Raw genomic sequence first — 14,856 nt, 5'->3', positions numbered from 1 at the left:
CGCCAGCCGTACCCGCCGGTCGGCGACGGCCAGCAGCGCCGGACGGTGCGCGACCACCAGCACGGTGCGCGCCGGGTCGGCGGCGAGCGCCCGGACGGCGTCCACCACGGCCGCCTCGGAGGCGCCGTCCAGGTTGGCGGTCGGCTCGTCCAGCAGCACCAGCGGCCGGTCGTCGGCGAGCAGCACCCGGGCGAGGGCGAGGCGCTGGCGCTGCCCGGCGGAGAGCCCGGCGCCGTCCTCCCCCAGCTCGGCCGCCAGGTCGGTCACGAAGTCGAGCGCGTGCGCGGCCCGCAGCGCCGTCCAGAGCTGCTCGTCGGTGGCCTCGGGCCGGTAGAGCCGCAGGTTCTCGGCGACCGTCCCGGCGTACAGGTGCGGGTGCTGCGGCACCCAGGCGATCTGCCGCCGCCAGCTCGCCGGTTCCAGCTCGGCCAGGTCGTACGGGCGGCCGTCGGCGGCGGTGATCCGGACGGTGCCGGACTCGGGGGCGGTGAGGCCGAGCAGCACGGCCAGCAGGGTGGACTTGCCGGCGCCGCTCGGTCCGGTGAGGGCCGTGGCGGAGCCGGGAGCCAGGGTCAGCCCGGCGCCGTCCAGCGCGGGCTCGGTGCGCCCGGGGTGCCGGACGACCAGGCCCTCGGCGGCGATCGACGCCCCGGCGAGGGCCGGTGCCGGGGTGGTGCCGGCGGCGGGCAGCGGGGTCTCCAGCACCCGGAACAGCTCGTCGGCGGCGGTCAGTCCCTCGACGCTGGAGTGGTAGAGCGCGCCGACCTGGCGGATCGGGAAGTACACCTCGGGGGCGAGCACCAGGATCAGCAGCCCGGTCTCCAGGTCGAGCGTGCCGTCCACCAGCCGGAAGCCGACGGTGACGGCGACCAGCGCGACGGACAGGGTGGAGAGCAGTTCCAGGGTGAAGGAGGAGACGAAGGCGATCCGCAGGGTGCGCAGGGTGGCCCGGCGGTAGTCCGCGGTGATCCTGGCGATGGTGGCGGCCTGGGTGCGGGCCCGGTTGAACACCTTGAGGGTGGGCAGCCCGGCGACCACGTCGAGGAAGTGGTGGGAGAGCCGGGCCAGGGTGTCCCACTGCCGGTCCATCCTGGCCTGGGTGGCCATCCCGATCAGCACCATGAACAGCGGGATCAGCGGCAGCGTCCCGGCGATGATCGCGGCCGAGGTGAAGTCGGCGCCGACGATCCGCAGCAGCACGATCACTGGGACGACCACGGCCAGCGCCAGCTGCGGCAGGTAGCGGGCGAAGTAGTCGTCCAGCGCGTCGATGCCGCGGGTGGCGAGGGTGGTGAGTTCGCCGGTGCGCCGGCCCGCCAGGTAGGACGGGCCGAGCGCGGTGGCGTGGTCGAGCAGCCGGCGCCGCAGGGTGGACTTCACCCGGGCGACGGACCGGTGGGCGGTGAGCTCCGTGAGCCAGCCGACCAGCCCGCGGCCGACCGCCGTCAGCGCGAGCAGCAGCAGCGGCGTGGTCAGCTCGCCGAGCGTCGCCCCGCGCTGGAAGGCGCGGACGACGATCTCGGCGATCAGACTCGCCTGGGCGACCACCAGGGCCGCGCCGACCGCGCCGAGCAGCACGGATCCGGCGAGGAAGGCCCTGGTGGTGCGGGCGTACCCGAGGAGTCGGGGGTCGACCGGCTTCACGGCGTCAGGCCTGGTCGAGCGGGGCGGCCGGGTCGTGCCCGGGGATGTGCTGGACACCGATCCGCTTGCGGAACACCCAGTACGTCCAGCCCTGGTAGAGCAGCACCAGCGGGGTGAAGATCGCCGCCACGACGGTCATCACCTTCAGCGTGTACGGCGAGGACGCGGCGTTGCTGACCGTCAGGCTCCACTCCGGGTTCAGGGTGGAGGGCATGACGTCCGGGAAGAGCGCCAGGAAGAGCATCGCGACCGCGGCCACGATGGTCGCCCCGGAGAGCGAGAACGCCCAGCCGTCGCGCCGGAGCTGGTTGGCCGCCAGGGCGCCGACCAGGGCGATCACCGCGACGATCAGCGCGGCGAGGCTGCGGCCGTTGCCGTGCTCGGCCTGGGTCCAGATCAGGAAGGCCAGCGCCAGCACGGCGGTGGCCAGCCCCGACCACAGCGCGGCCGTGCGGGCCCGGTCGCGGATCTCGCCGACCGTCTTGAGGACGGCGAACACCGAGCCGTGGAAGGTGAACAGGGCGAGCGTCACCAGACCGCCGAGCAGCGCGTACGGGTTCAGCAGGTCCCAGAGGCCGCCGGTGTAGTTCTTCTGCGCGTCGATGTCCACGCCGCGCACGATGTTGGCGAAGGCCACGCCCCAGAGGAAGGCCGGGATGAGCGAGGTCCAGAAGAGGGCCTCCTCCCAGTTCCGCTGCCAGCGGGCGCCGTCGCGCTTGTGCCGGTACTCGAAGGCCACGCCGCGGACGATCAGGCAGACCAGGATGACCAGCAGCGGGATGTAGAAGCCGCTGAAGAGCGTCGCGTACCAGTCCGGGAAGGCCGCGAAGGTGGCACCGCCCGCGGTCAGCAGCCAGACCTCGTTGCCGTCCCAGACCGGGCCGATGGTGTTGATCAGCACCCGCCGCTCGGCGGTGTTCCTGGCCAGCGGCTTGGTCAGCACGCCGATCCCGAAGTCGAAGCCCTCCAGGAAGAAGTAGCCGATCCACAGGACCGCGATCAGCACGAACCAGACGTCGTGGAGTTGCATGTCAGATCCTCAGTTCCCCAGTGGTCCTGGTGCCTCAGTACGCGAACGCGAGCGGCTTGTCGGCGTCCTCGTCCGAGGACGGTCCGCGCAGCGACGGGTCCTTGGTGGGCGGCTGTTCGGTCACGTCCGGGCCGGCCTTGGCGTACTTGACCAGCAGCTTGACCTCGATGACCGCGAGGATCGCGTACAGCGTGGTGAAGGTCGCGAGGGCGCCGATCTGGGTACCGATGCCGACGTTGGGGGAGACCGCGCTGGCCGTGGTCATCAGGCCGAAGACGGCCCAGGGCTGACGGCCCATCTCGGTGAAGATCCAGCCGAAGCTGTTGGCGATCAGCGGGAAGCCCATGGTCAGGATGCCGATCCGCCAGCTCCACTTGGTGAGCAGCGGCCCCAGCTCCCGCTTGGGGGTGAGCATCAGCCGGGGCACCTCGGTCTCGCCGGTGCGGAACTCGGGGTGCAGGAAGAGCTTCTTCCTGGTGGTCCACAGGCCGATCAGGCCGGCCAGGAAGGACGTCATCCCGAAGCCGATCATGAGGCGGAAGCCCCAGTAGGTGACGAAGATGCTCGGGATGTAGTCCTTGGGGTCGCCGCCGTGCTGGGCGGCCTCGGCGGCCGCGGTGTCGTTGATGCCGGGGACGGAGGAGCTGAAGTCGTTGTGGGCGAGGAAGGAGAGTATCCCGGGGATCTCCAGGGCGACCGAGTTGTGGCCCTTGCTGACGTCGCCGACCGCGAAGACCGAGAACGGCGCCGGTGACTGGGTCTCCCACAGCGCCTCGGCGGCGGCCATCTTCATCGGCTGCTGCTCGAACATGACCTTGCCGAGGGTGTCGCCGCTGAGCGCGGTGCCGGCGCCGAAGATCACCGCGAGCACCAGGCCGAGGCGCAGCGAGGTACGCATCGCGGCGGTCCTCTTGGGGTCGGCCGTCTCCGGCTTGCGCTTGGCCTTCCAGAGGTGGAAGGAGGCGATGCCGACCACGAAGGCCGCGCCGGTGAGGAAGGCGGCGGTCAGGGTGTGGAAGACGACCACGAGCGTGGTGTTCTGGAACAGCACCCGGACGATGTCGGTCAGCTGCGCCTTGCCGGTGACCGGGTCGATCGCGTAGCCGACCGGGTGCTGCATCCAGGAGTTGGCGGCCAGGATGAAGTAGCCGGAGAGCACGGTGCCGAGCGCCACCATCCACATGCAGGCGCAGTGGATCTTCCTCGGCAGCTTGTCCCAGCCGAAGATCCACAGGCCGATGAAGGTGGACTCGAAGAAGAAGGCGATCAGCGCCTCCATCGCGAGCGGGGCGCCGAAGACGTCACCGACGAAGCGGGAGTAGTCGGACCAGTTCATGCCGAACTGGAACTCCTGGACGATGCCGGTGACCACGCCCATCGCGATGTTGATGAGGAAGAGCTTTCCCCAGAACTTGGTGGCGTGGAAGTACTTCTCCTTGTTCGTCCGCACCCAGGCGGTCTCCAGACCGGCCACGATCGCGGCCAGGCTGATCGTGAGCGGGACGAAGAGGAAGTGGTAGACGGTGGTGATGCCGAATTGCCATCGCGCGATGGTCTCGTGAGCGATTGCCAGTTCCACGTCGCCCTCTCTCCCAACCTGCCCGCGTGATGACGGGCATCTTCCGGACAAAGCTCATCTATAGCCGTAGACCGTTGCTCAACCACGCAAGCTTGTCCGCTTGTGAACGTGAACACGTTCACAAGGAGCAGTATCCATCATCCTTACGAAGGAATCGCAGGCGGGGTGGGGTTGACACGGCGCGACGGTGGGTGACGCCGCCCACACGTCTGCGCAGTCGCCGGGGGCCGGGACAACGAACGAGTGGGCGGCCGGGGCGCGAATCTTGGCCGAACCGGCGCTTGACAGGCCGGAACCCCGCTTGACCCGCGCCGGTCAGGCCCGGCCGAGCAGTTCGGCGCCGGCCACGGAGTCGGCGCGGGCGGTGAAGAACTCGGTGAAGCCGCGGAGGAACTCCTCCCGGGTGATCCGCCCGTCCCCGTCGGTGTCCAACTGGCGGAAGCCGTGCGACAGCTCGGCCGGATGCACGCGCGGGCCGCCGAACACCGCGCGGTACTCGTCGAACTCCAGGAAGCCGCTGCCGTCGGAGTCGGCCGCGGCGAACACCGCCCGCAGCGCGGGCAGCAGCCCCCGCTCCAGGTACGCCTCGTCCCGGTCGCAGCCGGCCAGGGTGGCCGCCACGAACTCCTCCCGGCTGACCCTCCCGTCCCCGTTCGCGTCCATCACCGCGCGCAGCTGCTCCCACCAGCTGTCGAAGGCCTCGTGGACCCTGGCCTCGGCGGCCTCGTCCAGCTCCAGCTGCCAGCAGACGTTGTGTGCCATCGCCCGCAGGTCGTGCACGGTGACGAAGCCGTCGCCGGTCTGGTCCAGCACCTCGCGGAAGAACCGGTCCAGCCGCGGCCCGCGGGTGTCCCGGCGCGGGCGGTAGCGGCGCGTCCCCGGATCGGACCGCTCCTCCGGTGACCGGTAGCGCAGCCGGTCCGGGAGGAGGGGGACGACGGCGCCGGCGCCGCGGTGCAGCACGGCGGACAGCAGCGCGGCCCGCCGGGTCCTGACCACCCCGAACCGCTCCCGCACGGCCGGCGGCAGGTCCGCCACCGTCAGCTCGCGGATCAGCCGGGCGACGAGCCCCCGCACCACCCTCCACCCGGCGTCGCCGAGGAACCAGAGCCGGCGCGGCCGGGGCGCCTCGCGCAGCAGATCGTCCAGCAGGTGGCGCGCCGCCTCGGTGAACTCCAGCCGCTCCCGGGCGTACCGGGCGAAGTAGGCCGGCAACTCCTTCGCCGAGGCGGGGAGTTCGCCCTCCGGGAGGTCGAAGGCGGCGACCGCCGTCCTGAACTCGGCGTAGGCCTCCTCCAGTTGGGCGGCGTCGTACCCGTCCCCGCCCAGCCGGCGCATCTCGGCCACGCACTCGAAGAGCGTCAGCAGCACCCACGCCCTGGTCGCCGCGTCCCGGGCGTCGTACGGCCGCCCGTCCGGTCCCGTCCCCCGGATCCGCTTGTGCGCCCGCTCCAGCCGCGCGATCTCGCGCCGCAGCGTCTCCGCGTCCTGGTAGAACAGCCGCCGCCCGCTGCCCAGGGTGTGCTCCACCCGCCGCCACGGATGCGCCCGGTACGTCGAGTGCTCCGCCATCCCGGCCCCCACCACCGGATCCGCCGCCTGTAGCACCAGCAGCCGCCAGGCGACCAGGACGATCCGCCACTCCGAGAGGTCCCGCCTGAACGACGCGCCGGGTTCAGCCACGGCGCTCACCGGTGATCTCGGGGCCGATCACGAAGCCCTTGGCGGGGCCCTCGGGGATCACGGCCTCCTTGCCGTACGGGACCCGGGTCGAGGTGGCGTACTCACGGCGCTCGGGGTCGGGATCGGTGAGGAGGGTCACGGCTCCGCCGTCGTCGTGGTCGTCGATGATCACGTACACCGGGATGCCGGCGGCGGCATAGGCCCGGTGCTTCAGGATGTGGTCACGCTTGCGGTTCTCCGCACCCGGCGAGACGGTCTCGACGACCAGGGCGACTCCTGAGGCGAGCAGGCCCAGGCCGTCAGGATGCTCGACCTCCTCGATGTCCTTCGGAGCGACGAACCCGTCCGGGATGAGCACCTTGAGCCCGTGAATGACGTTGCAGTCGTTTCCCGGCGCCCAACTGCTGCCTCGCAGGTGGTCGTACAAGGCGTGAAGCACTTCCCGGTTGATGCTGAAATGGCGACTACCACCGGTGGGTGACACCGCGAGGTTCTCCTCGATGATCTCCATGCGATAGCCCTCAGGCAGGTCCGAGGACTTCCAGATTTCCCACAGCACCTGGTCCAGGTCCACGCCGGTCTCCTCAGCAGCAAGCGCGCTCATCGGAACACCCCTTTCCCGTCCAGTGTGATCAGCCCGCACGATCGCGCGCAAGCAATGGCAGGACGGTCGCATGCGATCGGGAGACCGACCGGGTGAACGGGGGCTGGTTCACCCGAACGAGGGGTTTCGGAGCCGGGAAACCGGTCAGCGCTGGCGGGGGAGTCCGACGCGGAAGGTCGCGCCCTCGCCCGGGGCGGTGTGCAGGGTGAGGGTGCCGCCGTGGGCGCGGGTGAGGGCGGTGGCGATGGCGAGGCCGAGGCCGGCGCCGCCGCCCTTGTCCCGGCTGCGGGAGGCGTCCACCCGGAAGAAGCGGTCGAAGACCCGCTGGGCCTGCTCCTCGGTGAGGCCGGGGCCCGAGTCCGCGACCTCCAGCAGGCAGATCCCGCCGGGGCCGGCGCCCACACCGATCCGGACCGGGGTGCCGGCCGGGGTGTGCTTGACGGCGTTGCCGACCAGGTTGGTGACCACCTGCCGCAGCCGCGCCTCGTCGCCGAGGACGGGCGCCGCGCCGGGCGCGCCGTTGCCGGCCGGTCCGGTGAGCGAGACCCGGCGGCTCGGGTCGAGCGCGGTCAGGTCGTGCAGCGCGTCGGCGGCGAGGGTGCGCAGGTCCATCGGGGCGAGGTCGAGCGGGCGCTCCTCGTCCAGCCGGGCGAGCACCAGCAGGTCCTCGACCAGGGCGCCCATCCGGTCGGCCTCGCTCTCGATCCGCGTCATGGTCCGCTTGACGTCGGACTCGGTGGGCAGCGCTCCCATCCGGTACAGCTCCGCGAAGCCGCGGATCCCGGCCAGCGGGGTGCGCAGTTCGTGCGAGGCGTCGGCGACGAAGCGCCGCATCCTCGCCTCGGACTCGGCGCTGGCGGCGAAGGCCGCCTCGATCTGGGTGAGCATCCCGTTGAGCGCGATCGACAGCCGGCCGACCTCGGTGCCCGGGGAGAGCTCGGGCATCCGGTGCGACAGCTCGCCGGCCGCGATCCGTTCGGCGCCCGCCTCGATCCGGTGCAGCGGCCGCAGCCCGGCCCGCACCGCGAAGAAGCCGAGCGCGGCGATCAGCACCAGGACGCCGCCGCCGATGGCGAGGAAGGAGGTGCTCAGCCTGCCGATGGTGGCGTCGATGTCCTCGCGGGAGACCGCCACCATGACATGGCTGGGGGTGACCGTCGGCGAGGCGTACGCGCTGGCGCTGGGGGCCTGCCCGCGGGGGGCCTGGAGCGGCAGCACCAGCACCCGCCAGCTGTGGTGGCCGCGCTGGTCGGGCAGGTCGAAGGGGACGTCGGGGGTGTCGGCCGGGTCCAGCCCGGCCAGCTGGGGCGCCGGGTCGCTGTCCGAGACGGGCTGGCGCATCAGTGCCTGGACCTTGCCGTCCGAGGAGAGGTACTGCACCAGGTACTGGCTGGGCAGGCTGACCTTCCGGCTGGTGACGGCGGGCCGGCCCGCGGTCGGCGTGATCAGCTGCCCCGGGGGCTTGCGGGAGAGCGGCGGCCCGTACCGCTGGAGCTGCTCGTCCAGCTGGGCCACCAGCTGGGACCGCACGGTGCCGAGCACGAAGGTGTCGCTGACCACGAGCCCGGTCGTGACCAGGGCGAGGGCGAGCACCAGCAGCCGGGCGCGCAGCGACAGCCGGGAGGAGAACCTGGCGAACACGACGAGTGGGCCCGGTCAGCCCTGCGGGGGACGGCGCAGGGCGTAGCCGATGCCGCGCACGGTGTGGATCAGCTTGGGGCCGTGCACCGGGCCCGAGTCGAGCTTGCGGCGCAGGTAGGAGATGTACGACTCGACGATGGAGAGGTCCCCGCCGAAGTCGTAGGCCCAGACGTGGTCGAGGATCTGCGACTTGGAGACCACCCGGCCGACGTTGGCCATCAGGTAGTGCAGCAGCTTGAACTCGGTCGGGGAGAGCGAGACCGGGATGCCGCCCCGGGTGACCTCGTGGGCGATCGGGTCGAGGCTGAGGTCGGCGACGATCAGCCGGCCGTCCTCGGCGGGCCCGCCGGCCCGGCGCAGGATCGCGCGGATCCGGGCGATCAGCTCCTCCAGGCTGAAGGGCTTGGTGACGTAGTCGTCCGCACCGGCGGCCAGGCCCTGCACCTTGTCGCCGACGCCGTCCTTCGCGGTGAGGAAGAGCACCGGCAGGTGGTCGCCGGGGTGCCCGTGGGCGGGCCCGGCTATCTGTCCGCGGCTGGTGCGCTCGCGCAGCTTCTCGACGACGGTGAAGCCGTCGAGGTCGGGGAGCATCACGTCGAGCACGACCAGGTCGGGGCGCTCGGCGGCGACCAGTTCGAGTGCCTCGGTACCGGTGGCGGCGGAGGCGACGCGGAAGCCGGAGAAGCGCAGCGAGGCGGAGAGCAGCTCGCGGATGTTGGGTTCGTCGTCCACGACGAGCAGGAACGCCTCGCCCTGGCCCCCGGCCACCGATGATCCGCCTGGTGTGGTGACAGTGCCTTGCACGGGGCTTTCGCCTCCTGGTCGGACGGTGACGTTCAGCATGAGGCTAGCCCCCGGAGGCTATGCGGCATGGATGAATGTTGGATTAACACCTTATCGGGCAGTTTTTGGGTGCCAGGCGCGCAGGGGCGGGCTCGGTGGTGTGCGCACGGGCGTGGACACGTCCAGCACGCGCCGGGGCGGGGAACCCGGCACGGGTGATCCCCCTCACGCCCGCTCCTCACCACCGCCTCGCACGCCCCGCTCGGCACCCCGCCTGGCCCCTCGGCTGGACGCCCGGCTGGACCCCCCACCCGACACCCCGCCGCCGCGCGCTCACGCGCCGCTGCGCTTCTCCGGCTTCCGGGACCGAATCGAACAGCTGCGGCCGCCTGCTAGGATTGTCCACGAGGCGAAGGCAATGCGCGAGCAATTGCCCGGCCCGATCATTTCGGTGGTCATAGCGAGAGGGAAACGCCCGGCTCCATTCCGAACCCGGAAGCTAAGCCTTTCAGCGCCGATGGTACTGCAGGGGGGACCCTGTGGGAGAGTAGGACGCCGCCGAATTCTTTTTCAGGCCCCTGCCGTGTCCGAGTGACACGGCAGGGGCTTTTTGCGTTGGGCCCTCCCGTTTCCACGGCCGTTTCCGCCGTTTCCTTTGCCTTCGCTGCTTCCACCATTTCGCTCCCCTGTTTCGATCCCCCGTTTCGATGCCCCATTCCGATCCCCGTTTCGATGCCCCATTCCGATCCCCGTTTCGGTTCGGCGTCGACGGTGGGGGGTGCCCTTCGCCATGTCCATCATCCGAGACATCGGATCCCGGAGGAGCCGCTTTGCGGGTATCTGCGAGGATGGCGGCCTGGGAAACAGACTTGCGTCTCGCTACCTGAGACTGCAATATCAGGCTATGGACAACACTAGCGGCGTCGGCGTTCTCGACAAGGCCGCTCTGGTGCTCAGCGCACTGGAGTCGGGCCCCGCCACCCTGGCGGGGCTGGTCGCCGCCACCGGTCTGGCGCGCCCCACCGCCCACAGACTCGCCGTCGCACTCGAACACCACCGTCTGGTCACCCGCGACATGCAGGGCCGTTTCATCCTCGGTCCCCGCCTGTCCGAACTCTCCGCCGCAGCCGGTGAGGACCGACTGCTCGCCACCGCGGGCCCCGTCCTCACCCACCTGCGCGACGTCACCGGCGAGAGCGCACAGCTCTACCGCCGCCAGGGCGAGATGCGCATCTGCGTCGCCGCGGCCGAACGACTCTCCGGCCTGCGCGACACCGTCCCCGTCGGCAGCACCCTGCCGATGAAGGCCGGCTCCGCCGCCCAGGTGCTGCTCGCCTGGGAAGAGCCCGAGCGCCTCCACCGAGGCCTCCAGGGCGCCCGCTTCACGGCCACCGCGCTCAGCGGCGTCCGGCGCCGCGGCTGGGCCCAGTCCATCGGCGAACGCGAACCCGGCGTCGCCTCGGTCTCCGCCCCCGTCCGCGGCCCCTCCAACCGCGTCGTGGCCGCCGTCTCCGTCTCCGGCCCCATCGAGCGGCTGACCCGCCACCCGGGCCGCCTGCACGCCCAGGCCATCATCGAAGCCGCCAACCGGCTCACCGAGGCCCTCCGCCGCACCTGACCCCAGCGGCGGACAGCAGCAGACGGCGGAAGGGCCGCGCCCGAGGAACGGATCTCCTCGGCCGCGGCCCTTCCGCCGTCCCGGCCCCTCCCCGGGTTCACGGTTCGAGGCGGTGCGGCCCCCGGAACAGGAAGGTGGCCTCACGGATCGAGGGCAGGCCGAGGGCGAGCATCAGGAGCCGGCCGAGGCCCAGCCCCAGACCACCGTGCGGCGGGGTGCCGTAGCGGAAGCAGTCGAGGTAGCCGGAGAGCGGGCCGGTGTCCATGCCCTTCTCCCGCGCCTGGGCGACGAGGCGCTCGTACCGGTGCTCACGCTGGGCGCCGGTGGTGATCTCCACGCCCTTCCACAGCAGGTCGAAGGACTCGGTGACGGTCGGGTCGTCCTCGGGCCGCAGGTGGTAGAAGGGCCGTACGGCGGCGGGGAACCGGGTGACGAAGACGAACTCGTGCCCGGTCTCCTCGGCGATCAGGGCGCAGAGCGCGCGCTCGCCCTCCGGGTCGAGGTCCTCCCTGACGCCCTCCCGGTCCCATCCGGTGGCCCGCAGCCTGGCCAGTGCGTCGGCCATCGTGACACGGGGGAACGGCAGTTCGGGGACGACGACCCGGGTGCCGAAGTGCTCGGCGATCGCCGCACCGTGCCGCTCGGCCACGGCGGCCAGCACGCGGTGCAGCATCCGCTCCTCGAAGGCCATCACGTCCTCGACCCCGTCGATCCAGGCGATCTCGACGTCGACCCCGGTGAACTCGGTGGCGTGCCGGGACGTGAAGGACGGCTCGGCCCGGAACACCGGACCGATCTCGAAGACCCTGTCGATGCCGCCCGCGATCGCCATCTGCTTGTAGAACTGCGGGGATTGGGCCAGATAGGCGGTGCGGCCGAAGTAGCCGACCTCGAACACCTCGGCGCCGGACTCGGAGGCAGTCCCCATCAGCTTCGGCGTGTGCAGCTCGGTGAAGCCCTCCTCGGCCGTCACCTCGCGCATCGCCCGCTCGACGGTGGTCTGGACGTCGAAGACCAGGTGCTGGGCGGGGCGGCGGATGTCGAGGAAACGCCAGTCCAGGCGCTGGTCGATCCCGGTCTTCTCGTCGATCGGCAGCTTCGGCCCGGCCGGCGAGACGACCTCCACGCGGGACGGGACGATCTCCAGCCCGCCGAGCTTGACCTGCGGGTTCTCCACCACCCTGCCGGTGACCTTCACGGCGGACTCGACCGTCACGTGCTCAAAGGCGGCCTCGATGGCGTCGCCCTCCCCACCGCGCGGATGGGTGACCTGCACGAGCCCGGTGTGGTCCCGGACCAGAACGAACTGGATGCGCCGCTGGAGCCGGAGCGTGTTCACCCACCCGTAGACGGTGACCGTCTCCCCGAGGTGCGAGTGAAGCTCTGTGACAAGGGTGCGCGTCATGACAGGGAACCCCCTGGTGTGCGGGCGCGTTGGTCGCGCCACATCGACGGGCGGTAGACGGCCGCCCTGGGCGCGTTCACCGTAGGGGATCAAGCCCGCGGGAGTCGCCCGGTTTTCCCGCGCACCCGAGCCGACGGGAGGCCGCCGGCCCGTGAACGCCCGTGTACGGGCATGAGGTCGGGATCAATGGTCAAGCTGCGCCGTACTCCCTCGACGGGACGGAGAGGGACAGGGCGAGACCACGCCGGCGCCGGTACTGCACGCCGATCCCGTCAGACGGTGGCAGTGCACACGAATCCGAGGTCGGCCAGGCCCTCGCTCCGGCACAGTCGGTCGGATGCGCCCCCGGCGGCTGTCTGCAAGAGCTGGTAGTCGGCGTCGTACTCCTTGCCCCAGTACATCGCCGAGCGCCACAGGAGCCGACCGGTGCGGCTGAGATGGCGTCCGGGGGTGGGGGCGGCTGCCGGCGGTGGGAGGGCTCGGTGGGTGGGCCGGCGGCTCCTCATGGGAGGCGAGGAGCCGCCGGAACGATTCGCCGGGGCCGGGGTGGGGCGTCAGTGGAGGTGGGACTGCCAGTCGGCGGGGACCTGGCCGGCCGGGCCCGGGGTCGGCTGGGTGGGCGGGTGGGCGGTCGGCGGGGCCAGCGGCGGGCCCTCGTAGTAGGCGTCGGTCTCCAGGTTCCAGAACCAGTCCTCGCCGGGCTCGAAGCTGACCAGGAACGGGTGGCCGGCCTGGCGCGCGTGCCGCGTCGCGTGCTGGGCGGGAGAGGAGTCGCAGCAGCCGATGTGGCCGCAGGCCGCGCAGCGGCGCAGGTGGAGCCACCAGCCACCACCTGCCAGGCACTCCGCGCAGCCGTCGCCGCTGGGCACCGCGGTGGGGTCGATTCCCGGGATCGGCTCGCCGGTCATACCTGCCTCCTCGGCTGGGCGGTCCGTCCCCACCAGCGTGGCCCGGCCGTGGCGGTGCTGCCAGTCCGGCATCGTCCTACGCTGACTGGAGGGGGCTCGGGGCAATCACCGGCATCACCTCACGGAGTCGCCATGGCCACCACGAAATGGTTCTTCGAGCCCAGCCACACGGGTGCGGAGTTCTGTGCCAGACACATGATGGTCACCTACGTCCGGGGCCAGCTGAAGAACGTGACCGGTTTCCTGGAGGTCGACCCGGACGCCCCGGAGCGGGCCCGGGTCGAGGCGACCATCGACGCGACCCAGGTGTACACCGGTTCGCCCGAGCGGGACGCGCACCTGCGCAGCGCCGACTTCTTCGACGTCGAACACCACCCGACCTGGCACTTCGTCGGGTCACGGGTCCACCAGGTGAGCGCGAGCGGCTTCGAAGTCACCGGGGAGCTCACCATCCGCGGCGTGACGCACCCGGTCACCTTCGACGTGAGCTACCTCGGGCAGTGGGACACCCCCTGGTGGGAGGACGGGCGCGACCTGGGCCCCAGACGGCGCGCCGGATTCACCGCCGGCACCCGGATCAACCGCCAGGACTTCGGCGTGAGTTGGAACGACGCGGTGGACCGGGGCGGCGTGGTGGTCAGCAACCTGGTCGACGTCACGGTCGATGTCGAGGCGGTCCTGGAGAGCGCCTCAGGGACGGCCACCGACGGTGGCGGCCAAACCGCCTGAGCGGTGCCGGACCCGGGTGCGAGCAGGCAACTTCCCTCACGACGCCGCCCCGTCGGACAGTTGCCCGACGGGGCTGCATCGCCGGCCCTCGGGTTCACCGACGGCGTCCGGTACCGGATACGTCTACTGGCCGGAGTAGATGAAGGTCCAGAGCTGGTTGACGTTGGGCTTGCCGAAGACCTCGACGAGTCTGACGGCCTGACCCGCGCCCTCCGCCGCCAGGGCCTCGTTCTTGTTCTTCTCGCTCACGATCGTGCTGTGCTCCAGGCCGGAGTTCACGAACCACCGCTGCGCCATGTTCCCGTCGTTGCACTTCTCCAGGAGCACCGGCCGGTCGGACCCGTCGTTCGTGATGCACAGACCGGTGGAGGTGTCCGCCTCGATCGTGAAGACCCCGGTCCCTTCGTGGGTCTCCGCGACCTTCTTGAACCTCCAGGACTGGGACGCCACGCCCAGCTCCGGAGTCTCGGTCGTGACCCCGGTGCCCTTGGGGTGGGCGAGGTTGGTGTCGTACAGCTCGTTCTGGGCCTTCGCCCGGAAGGCGACGTCGGCGTCCCGCACCGCATGCTCGTCGTCGGCCACCGCAGAAGCGACGCTGATCGCCGTGCCCGAGAGCACGACCGCCCCCGCGACCACGCCGATCCTCCTCATGATGCTCACGTGATTCCTCCTCGGACATTCCCTGCGCCCATGCTCATGGGCTCCGATTCGGGCAGGTCCTCCTGCTCGGGGGAAACGTAGCAGCGCATGATTCGTACACGGCCGCGCCAGGCATCGGATCGCCGACAGACAACCCGAATCCCGACAGGACCCATGAGCCCCATCGGGATTCGGCAGACAAAACGACTACTTAACGAACTTGGCGTACTCCTCGAAGGTGATCTTGCCGTCGCTGTTGTCGTCCGCCCACTTGAAGATCACCTCGGCCTGGGAGTCGGTCACCTTGGGGTTCTTCTTGACGTTGACCTTGAGCTCCTCGGCGCTGATGAAGCCGTCGCCGTCGGTGTCGATCTTGTCGAATTCGGCCTTCTTCTCGACTTCGCTGCTCATGAGGTTCCTTCCACTGGAGACTTTTCCGCCGCCTGGAAGCATAGAGCACGAATCCGCGAGTTCCATCGCGATCGATTTACAAGTATTTAATTATTATCGCTTTCAATTTCAGACAGCCGCTTCCCGCACGGACCGCCGGAGTGAAGTGCGCTGATGCGCAGGAAGTCGGGCGGGCCGACTTC

13 protein-coding genes and 1 rRNA gene are annotated in these 14,856 nt (G+C 70.8%); 3 read left to right on the top strand and 11 right to left on the bottom strand.

Annotated features, from left to right (window positions below):
• From cydD to BU198_RS10535, 7 genes are all read right to left on the bottom strand, one after another.
• A partial coding sequence (gene cydD / locus BU198_RS10565) for a thiol reductant ABC exporter subunit CydD (protein ID WP_188296573.1) occupies positions 1-1,644 on the bottom strand: 1,644 nt, incomplete at its 3' end.
• Positions 1,645-1,648: 4 nt separating this feature from the next.
• Complete coding sequence (cydB, locus tag BU198_RS10560; RefSeq protein WP_188296572.1) at positions 1,649-2,674, bottom strand: cytochrome d ubiquinol oxidase subunit II; 1,026 nt, start codon at positions 2,672-2,674, stop codon at positions 1,649-1,651.
• 34 nt (positions 2,675-2,708) lie between these two features.
• Positions 2,709-4,253, bottom strand: coding sequence for a cytochrome ubiquinol oxidase subunit I (locus tag BU198_RS10555; protein ID WP_188296571.1), 1,545 nt, complete (start codon positions 4,251-4,253; stop codon positions 2,709-2,711).
• 315 nt (positions 4,254-4,568) lie between these two features.
• Positions 4,569-5,936: an EF-hand domain-containing protein gene (locus BU198_RS10550; protein ID WP_317620057.1), complete on the bottom strand. Its 1,368-nt coding sequence runs from the start codon at positions 5,934-5,936 to the stop codon at positions 4,569-4,571.
• Positions 5,929-6,510 carry a Uma2 family endonuclease gene (locus BU198_RS10545; protein ID WP_317620056.1) on the bottom strand — a complete coding sequence of 194 codons (582 nt, stop codon included), beginning with the start codon at positions 6,508-6,510 and terminating at the stop codon, positions 5,929-5,931. The genes BU198_RS10550 and BU198_RS10545 overlap by 8 nt, the downstream gene beginning before the upstream one ends.
• 174 nt (positions 6,511-6,684) lie before the next feature.
• On the bottom strand, positions 6,685-8,181 hold the full coding sequence (locus BU198_RS10540; RefSeq protein ID WP_317620055.1) for a HAMP domain-containing sensor histidine kinase: 1,497 nt from the start codon (positions 8,179-8,181) through the stop codon (positions 6,685-6,687).
• A gap of 15 nt (positions 8,182-8,196) precedes the next feature.
• On the bottom strand, positions 8,197-9,024 hold the full coding sequence (locus BU198_RS10535) for a response regulator transcription factor (protein ID WP_188296569.1): 828 nt from the start codon (positions 9,022-9,024) through the stop codon (positions 8,197-8,199).
• A gap of 387 nt (positions 9,025-9,411) precedes the next feature.
• Here BU198_RS10535 and rrf point away from each other — a divergent pair.
• Positions 9,412-9,528, top strand: a 5S ribosomal RNA gene (gene rrf / locus BU198_RS10530).
• A 340-nt stretch (positions 9,529-9,868) separates the two neighbouring features.
• Entirely contained in the window at positions 9,869-10,582 is a 714-nt protein-coding gene (locus tag BU198_RS10525) for an IclR family transcriptional regulator (RefSeq protein WP_188296568.1), read from the top strand.
• A gap of 97 nt (positions 10,583-10,679) precedes the next feature.
• Here the strand turns inward: BU198_RS10525 and aspS are convergent, their stop codons facing one another.
• Positions 10,680-11,987 carry an aspartate--tRNA(Asn) ligase gene (aspS, locus tag BU198_RS10520; RefSeq protein WP_188296567.1) on the bottom strand — a complete coding sequence of 436 codons (1,308 nt, stop codon included), beginning with the start codon at positions 11,985-11,987 and terminating at the stop codon, positions 10,680-10,682.
• Positions 11,988-12,541: 554 nt separating this feature from the next.
• Positions 12,542-12,895 carry a UBP-type zinc finger domain-containing protein gene (locus BU198_RS10515; RefSeq protein WP_188296566.1) on the bottom strand — a complete coding sequence of 118 codons (354 nt, stop codon included), beginning with the start codon at positions 12,893-12,895 and terminating at the stop codon, positions 12,542-12,544.
• A 132-nt stretch (positions 12,896-13,027) separates the two neighbouring features.
• On the opposite strand from BU198_RS10515, the gene BU198_RS10510 reads away from it, so the two are divergent.
• Positions 13,028-13,624 carry a YceI family protein gene (locus BU198_RS10510; protein ID WP_188296565.1) on the top strand — a complete coding sequence of 199 codons (597 nt, stop codon included), beginning with the start codon at positions 13,028-13,030 and terminating at the stop codon, positions 13,622-13,624.
• Positions 13,625-13,747: 123 nt separating this feature from the next.
• On the opposite strand, the gene BU198_RS10505 is transcribed toward BU198_RS10510, so the two are convergent.
• A complete protein-coding gene (locus BU198_RS10505) occupies positions 13,748-14,284 on the bottom strand; it encodes an RICIN domain-containing protein (RefSeq protein ID WP_188296564.1) in 537 nt (178 codons plus the stop codon).
• A gap of 186 nt (positions 14,285-14,470) precedes the next feature.
• The gene (locus tag BU198_RS10500; RefSeq protein WP_188296563.1) at positions 14,471-14,674 is read right to left on the bottom strand and encodes an EF-hand domain-containing protein; all 204 of its coding nucleotides are present in this window, start codon (positions 14,672-14,674) and stop codon (positions 14,471-14,473) included.
• Positions 14,675-14,856 lie beyond the last annotated feature (182 nt).

Source organism: Streptomyces sp. CBMA156 (assembly GCF_014596515.1).
GTDB lineage: Bacteria > Actinomycetota > Actinomycetes > Streptomycetales > Streptomycetaceae > Kitasatospora.
This window is presented reverse-complemented; position numbering and strand designations above follow the sequence as displayed.